At 47.3% G+C, this 16,755-nt stretch carries 14 protein-coding genes; 7 read left to right on the plus strand and 7 right to left on the minus strand.

All coding sequences use genetic code 11. The features are described from left to right. Positions 1-75 precede the first annotated feature (75 nt). Together cysN and cysD are read right to left on the minus strand one after the other, a co-directional pair. Entirely contained in the window at positions 76-1,689 is a 1,614-nt protein-coding gene (cysN, locus tag ACVLR6_RS10210) for a sulfate adenylyltransferase subunit CysN (RefSeq protein WP_286423041.1), read from the minus strand. 102 nt (positions 1,690-1,791) lie between these two features. Beyond that, positions 1,792-2,706, minus strand: a complete 915-nt coding sequence (cysD, locus tag ACVLR6_RS10215) for a sulfate adenylyltransferase subunit CysD (protein ID WP_005179347.1) — start codon at positions 2,704-2,706, stop codon at positions 1,792-1,794. A 324-nt stretch (positions 2,707-3,030) separates the two neighbouring features. On the opposite strand from cysD, the gene ACVLR6_RS10220 reads away from it, so the two are divergent. After that, positions 3,031-3,573, plus strand: coding sequence for a hypothetical protein (locus ACVLR6_RS10220; protein ID WP_016659284.1), 543 nt, complete (start codon positions 3,031-3,033; stop codon positions 3,571-3,573). 94 nt (positions 3,574-3,667) lie between these two features. On the opposite strand, the gene lysS is transcribed toward ACVLR6_RS10220, so the two are convergent. Beyond that, the gene (gene lysS, locus ACVLR6_RS10225; RefSeq protein WP_005179355.1) at positions 3,668-5,194 is read right to left on the minus strand and encodes a lysine--tRNA ligase; all 1,527 of its coding nucleotides are present in this window, start codon (positions 5,192-5,194) and stop codon (positions 3,668-3,670) included. A gap of 256 nt (positions 5,195-5,450) precedes the next feature. Here lysS and ACVLR6_RS10230 point away from each other — a divergent pair, with 256 nt between their 5' ends. After that, positions 5,451-5,957 (plus strand): YqiA/YcfP family alpha/beta fold hydrolase, encoded by a 507-nt coding sequence (locus ACVLR6_RS10230; protein ID WP_034598188.1) that lies wholly within the window; start codon positions 5,451-5,453, stop codon positions 5,955-5,957. A 53-nt stretch (positions 5,958-6,010) separates the two neighbouring features. Here the strand turns inward: ACVLR6_RS10230 and ACVLR6_RS10235 are convergent, their stop codons facing one another. Further along, positions 6,011-6,553 carry an adenine phosphoribosyltransferase gene (locus ACVLR6_RS10235; protein ID WP_005179368.1) on the minus strand — a complete coding sequence of 181 codons (543 nt, stop codon included), beginning with the start codon at positions 6,551-6,553 and terminating at the stop codon, positions 6,011-6,013. Positions 6,554-7,057: 504 nt separating this feature from the next. On the opposite strand from ACVLR6_RS10235, the gene rubA reads away from it, so the two are divergent. From rubA to oxyR, 4 genes are all read left to right on the plus strand, one after another. Next, the gene (rubA, locus tag ACVLR6_RS10240) at positions 7,058-7,222 is read left to right on the plus strand and encodes a rubredoxin RubA (RefSeq protein WP_005179369.1); all 165 of its coding nucleotides are present in this window, start codon (positions 7,058-7,060) and stop codon (positions 7,220-7,222) included. A gap of 77 nt (positions 7,223-7,299) precedes the next feature. Beyond that, positions 7,300-8,478, plus strand: coding sequence for an NAD(P)/FAD-dependent oxidoreductase (locus tag ACVLR6_RS10245; protein ID WP_005179371.1), 1,179 nt, complete (start codon positions 7,300-7,302; stop codon positions 8,476-8,478). Positions 8,479-8,529: 51 nt separating this feature from the next. Beyond that, a complete protein-coding gene (locus ACVLR6_RS10250; protein WP_045796061.1) occupies positions 8,530-9,465 on the plus strand; it encodes an alpha/beta fold hydrolase in 936 nt (311 codons plus the stop codon). Positions 9,466-9,478: 13 nt separating this feature from the next. Next, complete coding sequence (oxyR, locus tag ACVLR6_RS10255) at positions 9,479-10,378, plus strand: LysR family transcriptional regulator OxyR (RefSeq protein ID WP_005179377.1); 900 nt, start codon at positions 9,479-9,481, stop codon at positions 10,376-10,378. A gap of 93 nt (positions 10,379-10,471) precedes the next feature. Here the strand turns inward: oxyR and ppk1 are convergent, their stop codons facing one another. Together ppk1 and mtgA are read right to left on the minus strand one after the other, a co-directional pair. Beyond that, positions 10,472-12,553, minus strand: a complete 2,082-nt coding sequence (gene ppk1, locus ACVLR6_RS10260) for a polyphosphate kinase 1 (RefSeq protein ID WP_455995127.1) — start codon at positions 12,551-12,553, stop codon at positions 10,472-10,474. A 111-nt stretch (positions 12,554-12,664) separates the two neighbouring features. Then, positions 12,665-13,339 carry a monofunctional biosynthetic peptidoglycan transglycosylase gene (mtgA, locus tag ACVLR6_RS10265; protein WP_005179383.1) on the minus strand — a complete coding sequence of 225 codons (675 nt, stop codon included), beginning with the start codon at positions 13,337-13,339 and terminating at the stop codon, positions 12,665-12,667. A gap of 78 nt (positions 13,340-13,417) precedes the next feature. Between mtgA and ACVLR6_RS10270 the strand changes: the two genes are divergently transcribed. Next, positions 13,418-14,236, plus strand: a complete 819-nt coding sequence (locus tag ACVLR6_RS10270; RefSeq protein WP_455995128.1) for a rhomboid family intramembrane serine protease — start codon at positions 13,418-13,420, stop codon at positions 14,234-14,236. Positions 14,237-14,270: 34 nt separating this feature from the next. Here the strand turns inward: ACVLR6_RS10270 and ACVLR6_RS10275 are convergent, their stop codons facing one another. Beyond that, positions 14,271-16,754, minus strand: coding sequence for an ABC transporter permease (locus tag ACVLR6_RS10275; protein ID WP_455995129.1), 2,484 nt, complete (start codon positions 16,752-16,754; stop codon positions 14,271-14,273). Position 16,755 lies beyond the last annotated feature (1 nt).

Genomic DNA, 16,755 nt, shown 5'->3' on the forward strand with positions numbered 1-16,755 from the left:
GAATGATTCTCATGCAATCAAAATTTAGGCAATAAAAAACCCGCCAATCAGACGGGTTTTTAAACCAGTCCAGTCTTATAGACGAACCAGCTCCACAATTTTCTCAGCCAGTTCTTCAACGGCTTCGGTGCCATAGCTTACGTCAGTGCCTTCAGCAACATCGGTGACCACCACAACACCAGTTTCACGAAGTAATGCCACTTGAGCAGCATTCAGACCCGCTTTTGCAATTGCAACTACACCTTGCTGAATCAACAGACTTTCCAGCGCTTGTGCATTTTCCAGTGCTTGTGCTGTTACAGTCACCGCAGCAGGTTTTTGACCTAAACGGGCAGCACGGTCTTCCGCAGTCACAGGTTCATCATGCGCAGTCCATTCTACCACTGCTTCCACCATGCCCGCACCAACGGTCACGTTGCTTAAACGGTCAATGAAAATAAACGAGCCGGTATAACGGCTGTCCTGATAACGGTCAAATACCACTGGCGCATCAAACTCGATCTGAACATCAGCAATCGCGTTCAGTTCCAGCTGCTCTACCTGAGTTTTTTCCAGCGTATTCACGTTTACACGATAGTTAATTTCAGCAATTTTGGCTGGAACAGTTTGCGTACCGAGCTTAATGTTGTACAGCTTGCCTTTGACCAGTGGCTGATCATTCATCCACACCACAGTTGCGCGTGCAGAACGTGAAATTTCCGGTTGATCGCCCGCTTTGACCAGCAGGTTACCGCGTGAAATATCAATTTCGTCATTCAGGGTAAGGGTAACCGCCTGACCGACAAAAGCACGTTCCAAATTGCCATCAAAAGTTACAATGTCTTTGACGGTAGAACGTTTGCCTGATGGCAACGCGACAATTTCATCACCCACACGGATGTCGCCCGAAGCAATGGTGCCAGCAAAACCACGGAAGTCGAGGTTTGGACGGTTGACATATTGCACCGGGAAGCGGAATTCGTTTTTACCTGAAGTCCGGCTAATTTCCACGTTTTCCAGCGTTTCCATCAAGGTTTCGCCGTTGTACCAAGGAGTATTGGCCGACTTGTTCACCACGTTATCGCCATTCAGGGCAGAAATTGGGGTGAAAATGATATTGGCCGGTTTACGATCACCAAGCTGATTCACAAACTCGTTATATTGCGCCTGAATTTCATTGAAGCGTGCTTCAGAGAATTCCACCAGGTCCATTTTGTTGATGGCAACAATAATGTTCTTAATACCCAGCAGGCTGGCAATAAAGGTATGACGACGGGTTTGGGTCTGCACGCCATAACGTGCATCAATTAAAATAATTGCCAGATCCGCAGTTGATGCACCAGTGGCCATGTTACGGGTATATTGCTCATGTCCCGGGGTATCGGCAATGATGAACTTACGCTTTTCAGTCGAGAAATAGCGATACGCCACATCAATGGTAATACCCTGCTCACGTTCTGCCTGCAGGCCATCGACCAGTAAAGCCAGGTCAGGTGCATCCCCTGTCGTCCCGACTTTTTTCGAGTCACGGGTTACCGCTTGCAACTGATCTTCATAAATCAGTTTTGAATCATAAAGCAGACGACCAATTAAGGTCGATTTACCATCATCGACGTTACCGCAGGTCAGGAAACGCAATAAGTCTTTATTTTCGTGCTGTTTTAAATAGGCCAAAATATCTTGGCTAATGAGTTCTGATTGATGAGACATTGCTCAAACTCCACAAATTCTTTAGAAACCGGTTTAATCTCCCTGTATCCCCCTTTTACCTAGGGGAAATTTTCTCTCTTTAGAAAGAGAAGTCGGGAGAAATTAGAAGTAGCCCTCTTGCTTCTTCTTCTCCATCGAGCCGGCTTCATCATGGTCAATCATACGACCCTGACGTTCCGAGCTGGTGGCCAGCAACATTTCCTGAATAATTTCGGGCAAGGTATCTGCGCCTGACTCAACTGCACCGGTCAGTGGGTAACAGCCAAGTGTACGGAAACGTACCGATTTCATTTGTGGCACTTCGCCTTCATGTAAACGCATACGCTCATCATCAACCATAATGAGTGTGCCGCTACGTTCTACCACTGGACGTTCAGCAGCAAAGTACAATGGAACAATTGGAATCTGCTCGAGATAAATGTATTGCCAGATGTCCAGCTCGGTCCAGTTCGACAATGGGAACACACGAATGCTTTCGCCCTTGTTGACCTTACCGTTATAAAGGTTCCACAGTTCTGGACGCTGGTTTTTCGGGTCCCAACGGTGTTTGGAATCACGGAAAGAATAGACACGTTCTTTGGCACGTGATTTTTCTTCGTCACGGCGCGCACCACCAAATGCAGCATCAAAACCGTATTTGTCCAGCGCCTGTTTCAGCCCCTGGGTTTTCATGATGTCGGTGTATTTTGAGCTACCATGATCAAATGGATTGATTCCGGCGTCACGGCCTTCCTGGTTCTGATGCACAATCAGATCAAAACCATGTTTCTTGGCCATGTTGTCGCGGAATTCAATCATATCTTTGAATTTCCAGCCTGTATCGACATGTAACAGAGGGAATGGAAGTTTTGCAGGATAGAAGGCTTTCAAGGCAAGATGCAGCATCACCGCAGAATCTTTACCAATCGAGTACAGCATAACCGGATTTTCAAACTCGGCAGCAACTTCACGGATGATATGAATACTCTCAGCTTCAAGCTGTTTCAGATGAGTAAGTCTTTCCTCATTTAATGACATGGACAACACCAGCTTAAATCAACGTGTACTTATTACACTTTATAAAATTTATATTCATTATAGAGATTTAGTTATCTGTACTATTGCTTGTTTTATTATATTAATATGCAAAAACGTCATATACAGGATTACTGATATTGCTATCAAAGTTTACTCATACCCTGCACAGCATCGCTTATTTTTAGCCTGATCACTATTTTCCAGTCGCCGTTTTTATGCTCACTTCTATCTATTGAGTTATTGTTAAAAGCTCTAATAGATCGCTTCATTTTCCAAGTGAAACACCTAAAATAAAACAAATTTTAATTTTTTCTGATTGCTCCCATGCCTTATAGTCATTACGATTTAGCCACCTTAAAAGCCCAGCTGGAACAGGCGCAGCTTGCCGGCTTTCTGTATCAGCATCAGCAGCACATGCTGGTGTTGCAGGAAGCGTTTGATGAAGATGGTTCTGCACTAAATACCTTTGTCCAGCACGAGTTCAGTGCCGATCAGATCGGGCTGCAATTTGGTCTACGACTTTCGGACCATAATATCGAGTTTTTGATTGGTCTGACCCACAGTAATCAGGATCGCGGTTATGAAATTGGTGCCGGCAATTTAAAAGGTGACCAGAAAGCCTTTAACCTGATGTATGCCTTTTATAATTATCCAAAGGCCTTTTATCTGGTCAGCATGCCACTGGCCTCCACCTCAAGCCAGCTGGAACAGGCCATTGAACAGCAACTGTTCCAGCGCCCGGAACTGGCCTTCCTCGACACCGCAGTCAAAACCAATCCAATGGGTGAACAGGTGCAGTGGATGAAATCCTTTATTGTGCAGCAAAGCCTGAACATGAAAGTGCGTATTCAGACCAGTTTAATCTAAGCGATTCTTCTGATCTGTGCTTTACGTATAGCTTGATGATACTCAAACAAAAAAATAACCCGCGAGATTCGCGGGTTATTTGATGTAGCAGATTTTAGTTCTTGTGACGCATATGTGGGAACAAAATCACATCACGGATACTTGGTGCATTGGCGAATAACATCACCAGACGGTCAATCCCGATCCCTTCACCTGCTGTAGGTGGCAAGCCATATTCCAGTGCTTCAACGAAGTCTGCATCGTAGTGCATCGCTTCATCATCACCAGCATCTTTCTCAGCCACCTGTGCCTGGAAACGCTCCGCCTGATCAATTGGATCATTTAACTCTGAGAAGCCGTTTGCCAGCTCACGACCACCAATGAAGAATTCAAAACGGTCAGTGATGTGCGGGTTCTCATCATTACGGCGAGCCAGCGGTGAGGTTTCTGCTGGGTATTCAGTAATGAAGGTTGGCTGACGCAGTTGAGTTTCAACCGTTTCTTCAAACACGATGGTTTGCAGCTTGCCTAAACCAAAGCCCGGTTTTACCTGCTCTTTCAGTTCGTTTTGTACGAAGTTGGCCAGAAATTCACGGTCATTGACGTTTTCAGGCGTGAATTGCGGGTTGTGCTCAAGAATCGCATCAAACATCGAGATTTTCTTGAACGGACCTTTGAAGCTATACACTTCATCGCCATACGGCACATCGGTCGAACCCAAGATGTCGATGGCCAGTTTCTCCAGCATCTGCTCGGTCAGTTCCATCAAATCTTTGTAGTCTGCATAAGCCTGATAGAATTCAATCATGGTGAATTCCGGGTTATGACGGGTCGATACACCTTCGTTACGGAAGTTACGGTTAATTTCGAACACGCGTTCAAAACCGCCCACCACCAAACGTTTTAAATAAAGTTCTGGCGCAATACGCAGGAATAATGGCATATCCAGCGCATTGTGATGGGTTTCAAATGGACGCGCCGATGCACCACCTGGAATCACGTGCATCATTGGGGTTTCGACTTCCATGAAACGTTTTTCAGTTAAAAACGCACGGATGCCCGATACCACTTTGGCACGAATTTCAAAAGTCTTACGGGTTTCTTCGTTTACAATCAGGTCCAGATAACGCTTACGATACTTCACTTCAGTATCGGTCAGGCCATGGAACTTGTCTGGTAATGGACGCAGCGATTTGGTCAGCAATTCAAAGTGCTCGATATGCACATATAAATCGCCTTTACCTGAACGGCCGATATAACCTTTAACAGCAATAATATCGCCGAGGTCCAAACCTTTAATGGTTTCCAAGGTTTCAGGGCTAAGTTCTTTACGGGCCACATACAGCTGGATACGACCCGTCATGTCCTGAATTACGATAAATGAACCACGGTTGAGCATGACACGGCCAGCCACCGACACATACACCTTGTCGCCGCCTTCAATTTCTTCTTTAGATTTGTCGGCAAACTGTTCTTGTAAATCTTGCGCGTAATGTTCACGCTTGAAGGTGTTTGGCCATGGGCTACTGTTGCTTTCCTGAGCCTTTTCTTGGATTTGCTTTAACTTGGCATGACGCTGTGCAATTAAATCGTTTTCGGAAATAGTGGGTTCAGAAGTCGACTGAGCGTTTGGTTGCGTCATCTCTGCCTCAAAAATTACTAAAAAATGAAGTGCAATAGCATATCAGATTTATTTGGCTTTTCGTATGCTCTGCTGAATCCTAAGCCATTTTTTTCATTTTCTAAACCTCTGCTAAACAGCACCTCGCCTTTTGCTGAACTGTTAGACCAATAGCTAACTTCTTTCTTGCACCACCACTCTTACAATAAGCAGGAGAAATTAATTGAAAAGGGAACTTTTCAACTATTCAATAGACGCTTGAGTGTGAATGAAAACAATGAATAGATGCACCTCGAAAATCCTATTTCTGCATGGGCTGGATTCCTCACGTGAATCGAGTAAGTTCCATGCCATCTGCGCAGATAAAAAATACTGTATTACTGTGGATTATCGCAATCTGAACTACCAGACTGTGGCCAGTTTCTATAACGATATTATTGTTAAAATCCAGCCTGAAATTATTGTCGGACATAGCCTCGGCGGCTATTGGGCCTTAAAAATGTCGGCGCTGCATGGTATTCCCTGCGTGATTGCCAATCCGAGTTTACAGCCCGACTTTCGACCGGACTATCCGCAGATTTCCGAACAGGAACTGGACCATGATATTCCGCAGCTGGCCTATCTGGAACTCGGCGATGAACAGCTGGACATGCACTGGGTACAAACCCAGCTGGAAAATTACATGCCAATTCATGCTTTTAAAGGCGGTCATCATCGACTGGTGTGTCCGGAAAATATCAATCCTTTAATCTGGCAACTGGAACAGCAATCACTGCACAAATAAAAAAGCCTTGCACTCGGCAAGGCTTTCTATGTTTCACAGGGTAGTGCTCAGACTTAAGCAACTGCTTCCACCGGCTTAGAGCGTTCATCCAGTACCGACCAGATGTTCAGACCCAAATCTGCGTGTAAATCTGGTAAATCCAGGAAAATGCTCGCACCCAGAATTTCATGCTGACATTTTTCTGCCAGTTGTTTCACTGCTTTTAAGGTACCGCCAGTCGCTAAAACATCATCCACAATAATAACTTTCTGACCGGTGACATCCGCCGCCATTTCCAGACGGTCCAGACCGTATTCCAGGCTATACCCCACACCTACTACCGGTGGTGGTAATTTACCGGCTTTACGCACCAGCAATAAGCCCTTGCCAGTACGCTGTGCCAACAGGCTGGCCAGCACAAAACCACGTGCTTCTACCGCAATAAAGCTATCTACTTCAGCCAGTTTTTCTGCAGGAATACTTTCAATTAAAGCATCTGTCAACGGACCAATATTTTTCATGAATAAAGGGGTCAAGTCATAAAAACAAATACCGGCTTTAGGAAAGTTTTGGACAGTACGAATGTGAGACCACAACGTTGTAGACAGCTTGCTCATAAGGAGATCGGAGAGAGATTAAAAAGAATAGGTGAATTTTACAGCGTCTTGACCGCGAAGACCAGCCAAAGTCCGCCCTTCAGGTTTAAATAAAACCCGATTAAAATTAGTAAATCATTGTTTTTATTATTGGTATTTTTATACTAAATAACCAATATAGATTATCCTAATTATAGAATAGCCTATTTAAGCAAAAATAGCTGTCCGACTTTAGTCGAAATTTAGGTGATCTCTCATATATTTTGAAAAGATTTGCGCTGGTTTTTAGTGTGCATATTGTCCGACACTATGCAATGTTTGAGATTTTAAAGATAAATTTTGTCCTTCTTAGCCATTCAGCTTTAGAAATGAAGCATTAGACTCCGATATTTACTTTACTTTAACCTCATAACTGCGTAAAAATTTAAGCGAATATGAAGTGTTAAAATCATATCAACTGAGTCATGCTGGTTAGGGAATTTTTTGCCGGTCAGGTTTATTGAAGATCGGCTTTTGGAGAGTCAAATGAAAAAGTATCAATGCATCGTTTGTGGATGGATTTATGACGAGGCAGAAGGCTGGCCGCAAGATGGCATCGTCGCGGGCACCAAATGGGAAGATATTCCAGATGACTGGACCTGCCCGGACTGTGGCGTATCTAAAGTCGATTTTGAAATGGTCGAAATCTAAGTACGCCTCGAAGACCATAACTGCATGGTCTTTTTTTATGTCTTGAAACTTATGCTCAACCTTTTATGGAGAAAATAATGCATCCGATTGTCATCATTGGTTCTGGTATGGCTGGCTATACAGTCGCCCGTGAATTTCGCAAACTGAACCCTGAACAGGAACTGGTCATGATTTGCGCAGATGATGCAATCAACTATGCAAAACCTACCCTCTCCAATGCCCTGGCCGGCAAAAAAGCACCCGAACAGATTGCGCTGGGGGATGCCGCAAAAATGGGGGCACAGCTGAATATGCGTATTGAAGTGCATACCTGGGTCAAAGCCATTGATGCCGAGCAGCATCTGCTGACTTTAGAGAAAGATGGCGTCGAAAGCCAGCAAGCCTATGCCAAACTGGTACTGGCAGTCGGTGCCAACCCGATTCGTCTGGCCATTTCTGGCGATGGCAGTGATGATATTCACGTGGTCAATAATTTAAATGACTATAAAGCCTTCCGCGAACAGCTGGCAGCGCGTCAGGATAAACGTGTGGTGATTTTAGGCGCGGGCCTGATTGGCTGTGAATTTGCCAATGACCTGCAAAACACCGAGCATCAAGTCACGGTGATTGATCTGGCACCTCAACCGCTGGGCCGTTTATTGCCTGAATTTATTGCCACTGCATTTAAACAGAACCTGGAAGAAACTGGGATTCATTTTGTCTTGGGCACCACGGTCGATAAAGTATCAAAACTGGATAAGGGTGATTATCTGGTGACACTGGCCGATGGCCGTAGCCTGAGTGCCGATGTGGTGCTATCCGCCGTCGGTTTACAGCCGAATATCACTTTAGCCAAAGAAGCCGGCATTCATACCAGTCGCGGCGTGCTCACCAATGGCTTACTGGAAACCAACCTGGCTGATATTTATGCAGTGGGCGACTGCGCTGAAGTCAACGGGACTTTATTGCCGTATGTCATGCCAATCATGCAGCAGGCACGCGCCCTGGCCAAAACCTTAAATGGTGAAACCACACAAGTGCACTACCCGGCTATGCCGGTTGCAGTGAAAACCCCGGCGGCACCATTAACGGTGTTACCGGCCCCGGTAGATGTGGAAGTGACCTGGCAAAATGAAGAACTGGACGATGGCATGATTGCCAAAGCCTTTGACAGCACTGCCACCTTACGCGGCTTTGTGCTGCTCGGGCCAACAGCCGGCAAACAGCGCCTGGCTTTAAGTAAACTTGTTCCTGACTTGATTCCAGCGGCAGTTTAGCGCTTTAATCCATCAGGGGTGCGCGCTCACCTTGAAGAAAGGAATATAAGAATGAATAGTTTGCGGTTAAATGTTTCACCTTACAGCAGTTTTATGCACGAAACCAAAGTCGACTTGGGCAATGGCATTGAATTGCATGTCGAAATGGGCGGCGAAATTGGCAATCCGACCATTTTACTGGTCATGGGACTGGGTGCACAGCTGCTGTATTGGCCAGACTTTTTCTGCAAGTCACTCATTGACCAAGGCTTTCGGGTCATCCGTTTTGATAACCGCGATATTGGCCTGTCCTCTAAAGTACGCCATCAGGGCGAGCGCCTGAATACCCTAAAACTGATGGGCCGTTTTGCCTTGGGTTTAGAAAATCAGGGGGCGCCTTATAACCTGTATGATATGGCCGATGATGTGGCCCTGCTGATTGATAAACTGGAGCTGGAACAGGTTGATGTGATTGGCGCTTCAATGGGCGGCATGATTGCACAGATTCTGGCGGCCCGCTATCCGGACAAGGTCAGAAAACTGGCACTATTGTTTACCAGCAACAACCAGCCTTTCCTACCGCCTCCTTTCCCGAAACAGCTGTTCAGCCTAGTGGGCAAGCCGGCATCCAATGATGAAGAAGGCATTATTAACCACAGCCTGAAACTGTTTAAAGTGATTGGTTCGCCAGGTTATCTGAATGAAATGGAAGCGGTACAGACCGCCCGTAAATTATATCAGCGAAGTTACCATCCAGCGGGTGTACTTCAGCAGTTTTTAGCAATATTATGTACAGGCTCATTGCGCAGTCTGGACAAGCAGATCCAACAGCCCACGCTGGTTGTTCATGGTTCTCGTGACCGCTTACTTCCACCTGCACATGGTAAGGCTGTTGCGAAAGCAATACCTGACGCTAAATTTGAATTAATTGAAGGAATGGGGCATGATATCCCTCCGCATTTCATTCCATATCTTAGCGAATTATTTGCTCATCACTTTAAATTATAAGCATTAGGACACTATGGCTGCATTACCATCCTTAAGACAGCTGTCATACCTCGTTACACTGTCTGAAACGTTGCATTTTACAGAAGCGGCGCGCCGTTCATTCGTGACTCAATCGACATTGTCGGGCGGAATCATGGAGTTAGAGCGCTTATTGGGTGGCGTATTGGTTGAACGCGATCGCCAGAATGTACGTTTGACTCCTCTCGGTGAACAAGTTGTAGCCCGAGCGCGTGTTCTATTGGCTGATGCGCAGGACTTGATGCGCCTAAGCCGTGAAATGAGCGAGCCCTTAACCGGCGACCTGCATTTAGGTGTGATTCCAACCATTGCACCGTTCATTTTGTCGCAGCTGTTAGATGAAGTGCATAAGCAACTGCCAAAAATCCAGTTACACCTGCATGAAGCACAAAGTGAAAAAATTGTAGAAAAACTGGAACATGGTAACCTGGATATGGTGTTACTGGCGCTGCCGTTTGATACCCGCAGTCTGAAAGTTGCCGAAATTGCCAAAGAAAATCTGGTACTGGTCCACCATAAATCCGATGCACACTCGGCTCAGGCCAAGTCTTTAGAAGATCTGGACCTGTCTCGCCTGATGCTGCTGGAAGAAGGCCACTGCTTGCGTGATCATGCCTTAAGTGCCTGCCCGATTGGCGAGCGTAAAAATGATCATCGTTTAAAAGCCAGCTCGCTACCAACCCTGGTGGAAATGGTATCAGCCAACCTCGGCTTTACCCTGCTGCCTGAAATTGCCATTCATACCAATATGATTCAGGCCAATTCAGAACTGGTGGTAAAACAGATTGACGCAGCACCTACCCGCACCCTGGCCTTAGTAACGCGTAAGAGTACTCCGCTGCAAAGCGAATTTGATGTGTTATTGCAGATTCTGCAAAAAATATCGCACAGCTAAGTTCTTCAATACCCATAAAAATAAGGAGCATCAGCTCCTTATTTTTTTAGCGGATAAAAGCCTGACATTCTTTAAATATCAGGCTTGCTTCGCTTACTGAATCATCTCGATCAGGGTGCGCTGCGCATTGGAAGCTGGCTCGCCTTTTGCGGCCTGTGCACGAACCCAGGTGCCATCCCCCTGCAGTAGCCACGCCTGCTGGTTATCTTGCAGATAAATTTGCAGACCTTGCTGATAAATGCGTTTTTTCAGTGCCGGATCTTCAATCGGGAAGCAGGCTTCCACCCGGTTAAACAGGTTACGGTCCATCCAGTCAGCACTTGAACAGTAAATACGTGCATCACCATTATTGCTGAAGTAATACACGCGGGTATGTTCCAGGAATCGGCCGACAATGGAACGTACCCGGATATTTTCCGACAACCCCGGCAAGCCCGGACGCAGGCAGCAAATCGAACGGATAATCAGGTCAATCTGCACGCCAGCCTGGGAAGCTTCATACAGTTTATTGATCAGCTGCATTTCAGTTAAGGCATTCACCTTCACAATAATTTGTGCTGGTTTACCGGCTTTAGCATTGGCAATTTCATCATCAATAAAGTTGATCAGCTGGGTATGCAGGGTAAACGGCGCATGTAACAGCTTTTTCAGCTTGGCCATTTTGCCCATGCCGGTTAGTTCCTGGAAAATACGGTGTACATCTTCACAGAGTTCCTTGTCGGTGGTGAGCAAGCCGTAGTCGGTATAAATCCGCGCGTTACCGGCATGATAGTTACCGGTGCCCAAATGCACATAACGCACCAGCTTGTTGTTTTCACGGCGCACCACCAGAATCATTTTGGCATGGGTTTTATAACCGACAATGCCATAGACCACCACCGCGCCAGCTTCTTGCAGCACGTTGGCCACAGCAATATTGGATTCTTCATCAAAGCGCGCACGCAGCTCAATGACCGCGGTCACTTCTTTACCGTTACGCGCCGCTTCCGCTAAGACTTGTACAATTTCAGAATCGGCACCACTACGATACAAGGTCTGTTTAATTGCCAGTACCTGCGGGTCACGCGCCGCTTCACGCAGCAGGTTAATCACCGGGGCAAAGGATTCAAACGGATGATGCAGCAAGATATCCTGCTTTTGCATGGCCGAAAAAATATTCTCGGACTTTTTCAACACTTTCGGAATCACTGGCGTATGTGAATCATAACGTAAATGCGGACGTTTAAAGTTAGACAATAAACGCGCCAGATTCACTGGACCATCCACTTTATAGAGCTGGTCTTCATGCAGATCAAACTCATTTAGTAGATATTCATAAATCGGTTGCGGACAGTTCTGGGTCACTTCCAGACGCACCGCGCGGCCAAAACGGCGGGAGTTCAGCTCGCCTTTCAGCGCTTTGGCCAGATCTTCGACATCTTCGTTTAAGGCCAAGTCAGCATTACGGGTGACACGGAACTGATAACAGCCAGTCGCAGTCATGCCCGGGAACAGGTCCGATACATGTTCATGAATAATCGCAGACAGCATCACGTGATGTTCTTTACCACCGGTCAGTTCATCTGGTAAACGCACCACACGTGGTAAAGAGCGCGGCGCTGGCACCACAGCCAGGTCAATCTGACGGCCGAAGGCATCTTTCCCTTCCAGCGTCACAATAAAGTTCAGGCTTTTATTGACCAGACGCGGGAATGGATGAGCCGGGTCCAGGCTGATTGGGGTTAAGACCGGTGCCACCTGTTCCTGAAAATATTTTTTCACCCAGGCCGATTGAGCCGGTGTCAGCTCACCACGGCGCAAGAAACAGATGTCTTCTTCACGCAGTTTAGGCAGAATTTCCTGGTTTAAAATACGGTATTGGCGCTCAATGGCAGTATGCGCAGTTTGTGAAATCTGCTCCAGTACCTGTTTTGGAGTCAAGCCATCCGGGCTACGGCTTTCATTACCCAAATCCAGCTGCTCCATGACACCTGCAACACGAATTTCAAAAAACTCATCTAAGTTACGTGAAAAGATGAGTAAAAAGTTCATACGTTCCAGCAACGGATGCAAAGGATCGACTGCCTGCTCCAGCACGCGCAAATGGAAATCGAGGATAGAAAGCTCACGATTGATGTATCGATCATTATAGGTATAGTCTATTTGCGCAGGGGTCGCGCTCGCTGCCGTATTCATATGCACCCTATGACTTTTTCTCAAGTATTCACTATTCATAAGTATGCTTCAATTTTGTGACAATTTCATAAAAAAAGCCCACTGCTGTGGGCTTTTTTTCAATTTTACAACTCAAGGAATCTCGCTGTAACGCATGTATTTACGGATCATGCGTTTACGTGGTTCCAGACCACGACCGTAACGGTTGTCCTGATAATATTTCGGATTCGGTAAAATCGCGGCCAGAAAAATCGCTTCTTCACGGCTGAGGCTGCGTGAAGACTTGCCAAAATAATGCTGGGTCGCCGCCTCAATACCGTAAATATTGTCGCCAAACTCTACCGAGTTTAAATACACTTCCAGAATCCGCTGCTTGCTCCACATGCGTTCCATCATCCAAGTGGCAATGGCTTCCTGACCTTTACGCAAAAACGAACGCTGGTTAAATAAAAACAGGTTTTTCGCCAGCTGCTGGGAAATGGTCGAACCGCCAGCCACCACCTGACCCTGATCTTTATTACGTTCTAGTGCATGCTGAATACCTTCCCAGTCAAAGCCATGATGCTGCATAAACTTGCCATCTTCGGCAGCGACCACGGCTTTTTTCAGATATTCACTGATCTGGTCATAGTCACGCCATTCATGCCGGATAGGCTGGGAAGTATCTGACCAGTAGTCCAGGCGCATCATCATGGTACTTTGTACCGGCTGGGTTCGCCACCAGGCCAGACTCGAGAAAATCCACAACTGGATCAATAAAAACAGACTGACAAGAATTAATAAGGTACGGACAATAAAAGCTTTCATGTCAGCTTGGGGCTCCTGAGGCGTGAATTTTTCGTGTTAAGCTTATAACGAAATAAATCATCATTGTATAAAAATAGCATGTCTGAATATTCACCGCCGCTGATTCACCGTAAACCCGAAACGCATTTATGGTGGCTGACGGCCCTGTTGATTGCCCTCAATATTGGTGTATTTTCCTGGCAAATCCTGACCGGTGTCGATGCCAGCCAGCCCAGCACCCGAGATGCGATTCTCTGGGGCGCTGACTATGCTCCCCTGACCTTTCTCGAACAGCCGCAGCGTCTGTTCAGCAGCATGTTTTTCCATTTTGGCATGATTCACCTGATGCTGAATATGTGGGCCCTGTATATTTTTGGCAGCGTGGCCGAACAGCTTTTTGGCCGGCCGTATTTTTTAGGCCTGTATGTACTGGCCGGACTGATGGGCAGCCTGCTCAGTGGCTATTTACAGATTCAGGATTCCTTACAGATTCTCGCGCATGGCCTGACCAGCCCGGATTTACTGCCAAGTGTGAGCGCTGGTGCATCCGGTGCGGTGATGGGTTTGGGTGCTTCCCTGACGGTTTTATCATTATTGCCACGCCTGCCGAAACAGCGTTTTCTGCTGGATAAGAAAACCCTGTTACTGGTGATGGGCCTGAACCTGTTTATGGGCTTTATGATTAGCGGAATTAACAATGCCGCACATATTGGCGGCATGGTGATGGGTGCAGCCTTGGCAGCACTTTGGTACATTGGCCAGAAGCTGCACAAGTCAGCGCTGTTTTCACTGCTGGCGCTGACCGGCGCCGCCATCATCAGCTGGCTGTTTTATCAGTACTGTCTGCAACAGGTACAGATGCTTGCCCCGCTGTGGCAGGAAATTCTACAGATGATGCGCCAGCAATTGCAGCTGTAACGCATACCCCACCATTTTAATGCAGAGATGAAACTTATTGATTCATCTCTCGCAGGCTTTGCAAAGGCGGAATATCAGATAAATAACTAAGCCTATAACGGCCAATTAAAGCACACAATAAAGTCATTACAACCGGCAAGATTAGCCAGATTTCCCAGTGTGGCTGAATTGCCAGTTCCATCCGGTAACTGGCAATCGCACTAATCACCTCGGCAAACAGACAGGCCACCACTCCGGCAATTCCGCCAATCAGGCCAATTTCCAGACTCATCATCCGTTTTAATTTCTGCTTGGAACTACCAAAAGAACGCAGCAAGGCCACCTCACGTTTCCGCTCATCCATCAGCAGGTTTAAACAGGCAATCAGCACCAGAATCCCGGACACGGCCACCAACACTGCCAGAATGGTAATAATCTGTACCAACACATTCACAATCCGTTTAATCTCTTCCAGAATCAGACTGACATCAATAAATACGGTATTGGAAAACTGCTGGATCAGCTGCACCAGTGCCGGCCGGTCCTGCTCTGGCACATAGAAACTGCCCAGATAACTGCCGGCATTTTCATCCATGGTCTGCGGTGAAAAAATAAAGAAGAAATTCGGGCTAAAGCTTTCCCATTCCACGCTGCGCAGATTAATGACTTTGGCCTGCAACAAGCCTTCTGGCAAACTAAAGGTCAGCGTATCGCCAATCTCAATGCCCAGTTCTTGCGCAGTATTGGCTTCAACCGAAACCTGCCCGACCTGACTAAACTGTTCCTGTCCGGCCACAATTAGGTTATCGGCCGGAAAGCGTTCGGCCTGGGTCAGGTTCAGTTCACGTCGGAGCGAATTATTGTGCTGGATTAGCGCTTCTGCAAAGGGCTGATCGTTTTTGGCCACCAGCCGCCCGCGCACATTTGGGTACAGCGGCGTACTGTGCCAGCCCTGCTGTTCAAGTTGCGCCTGAAACTCTGGCATATCAAACGGTGGTAAACCATAGACAAACTGGTTTGGCGTACCTTCCGGCAATTGCTGCTGCCAGCGATCCAGCAGATCGGTACGTAATACTGCCAGCACGGTAATCAGGCTAAGGCCCAGCGCCAGTGCGGTAATCTGAAATGCAGTCTGATACGGCGTGCGCACATAGGCCGAGATGCCGCTTTTTAAATTGCGGATCAGTTTCAGGAAGCTCCAGACTACGGCATAGAGTACGCTGCACAGCAGGATGATGGCGCCCATGACCCATAGCGTCAGCACAATATTTTCGGTCAGCACCACACTAAACAGCATCAGGCTGAGTGTGCCGGTCAGCAGCATCCATAGCATCGACTGGACTGATTTTTCCTGCTGGCGAATCACCCGGATTGGTGGGGTATTGAGCAGCTGCCACAGACTTGGCAGAATAAAGCCCAGCAGTACCACGGCACTGGTCAGCATGGCAATCGGGAGTGGCCCCAGCAGCATCTCGACAGCCGAAAACTGCAATTGCAAATGCGGAATCAGCTGTAACATCAATTGCAACAGCCCATAGCCTAGCGTAATGCCGACCGCACTACCGAGCAGCATCGCCAGTAACAGCACCACCGCCAACAAGGTCAGATAAGCGCCCAGAATCTGTTTCTTGGTCGCGCCAATGCAACGCATTAAAGCAATATGATCCTGATTCTGCTGCACATAACGCTGGCTGGTCAGGGCAATGGCAATGCCACACAGTAAAATGGTGAGAATATTGGCCAGCTGTAAAAAGGTATCCAGATTGGCAATTGGACGCATCAAGCGGGTATTGCCTTCACTGGCATTGCGCAGGCGCAGCCCATCCGGCTCACTGATATTCTGCCCGTCAATTTCCTGGGTCTTGGGCAAGCTTTCCTGATACTGTTTAAAATCCTGCTCGAACTGGCGAGTATGCTGGGGTGTACCGGCCATCAGCAAGCGGTAATTAATCCGGCTGCCGACCTGAATGGCATTGGTACGCGCCACATCTTGCTGGGCAATGATCACCGTCGGTGAAAAACCGCTAAAGCCCAGTTCCTGATTGGAATCATGCTCGATGCTGGCCGTGACCTGAAAGGCGCCATCGGCAATATTTAAGGTATCGCCCACCTGAATTTTCAGCAGCTCTATCGCGCGCTGGCTAACCCAGACCTCGCCCGGTTGAATGGCAGCAGCAGGTTGGGGCGCAACCCGCAGCTCACCGCGTAACGGGAAGGCCTGATCAATGGCTTTGACATTCACCATCACAAATTCATCGCCGGTATGTGCCATCGAGCTAAACACCGTAACATGTGACTGCTTTAGCGCCAATTCATCGGCCGCCGCTTCCCAGCGCGGTGCAATCGGTTTATTGTCGGACAGCACCAGATCACCGGCCAGCATTTCTGCCGCCTGCAAAGCCACCGCATTTTGAATCTGCTCATTGCTGAATTTCAGCGCGGTTGTGGCACTAATTGCCAGAATTAGCGCAATCAGTAACAGATAAACACCGGTACTTTTAAAACTCTGGGTCAGTAAAGGACGAAATAGCGGGTTCATC

The organism is Acinetobacter sp. T63 (assembly GCF_053852345.1).

Excerpts from the sequence above, each read along its gene's own strand:
- ACVLR6_RS10270 (WP_455995128.1), top strand. The coding sequence starts at position 13,418 with ATGTCTGAATATTCACCGCCGCTGATTCACCGTAAACCCGAAACGCAT.
- lysS (WP_005179355.1), bottom strand. The coding sequence starts at position 5,194 with ATGACGCAACCAAACGCTCAGTCGACTTCTGAACCCACTATTTCCGAA.
- ACVLR6_RS10275 (WP_455995129.1), bottom strand. The coding sequence starts at position 16,754 with ATGAACCCGCTATTTCGTCCTTTACTGACCCAGAGTTTTAAAAGTACC.
- cysN (WP_286423041.1), bottom strand. The coding sequence starts at position 1,689 with ATGTCTCATCAATCAGAACTCATTAGCCAAGATATTTTGGCCTATTTA.
- mtgA (WP_005179383.1), bottom strand. The coding sequence starts at position 13,339 with ATGAAAGCTTTTATTGTCCGTACCTTATTAATTCTTGTCAGTCTGTTT.
- ACVLR6_RS10220 (WP_016659284.1), top strand. The coding sequence starts at position 3,031 with ATGCCTTATAGTCATTACGATTTAGCCACCTTAAAAGCCCAGCTGGAA.
- ppk1 (WP_455995127.1), bottom strand. The coding sequence starts at position 12,553 with ATGAATACGGCAGCGAGCGCGACCCCTGCGCAAATAGACTATACCTAT.
- ACVLR6_RS10230 (WP_034598188.1), top strand. The coding sequence starts at position 5,451 with ATGAATAGATGCACCTCGAAAATCCTATTTCTGCATGGGCTGGATTCC.
- ACVLR6_RS10250 (WP_045796061.1), top strand. The coding sequence starts at position 8,530 with ATGAATAGTTTGCGGTTAAATGTTTCACCTTACAGCAGTTTTATGCAC.
- ACVLR6_RS10245 (WP_005179371.1), top strand. The coding sequence starts at position 7,300 with ATGCATCCGATTGTCATCATTGGTTCTGGTATGGCTGGCTATACAGTC.
- rubA (WP_005179369.1), top strand. The coding sequence starts at position 7,058 with ATGAAAAAGTATCAATGCATCGTTTGTGGATGGATTTATGACGAGGCA.
- oxyR (WP_005179377.1), top strand. The coding sequence starts at position 9,479 with ATGGCTGCATTACCATCCTTAAGACAGCTGTCATACCTCGTTACACTG.
- ACVLR6_RS10235 (WP_005179368.1), bottom strand. The coding sequence starts at position 6,553 with ATGAGCAAGCTGTCTACAACGTTGTGGTCTCACATTCGTACTGTCCAA.
- cysD (WP_005179347.1), bottom strand. The coding sequence starts at position 2,706 with ATGTCATTAAATGAGGAAAGACTTACTCATCTGAAACAGCTTGAAGCT.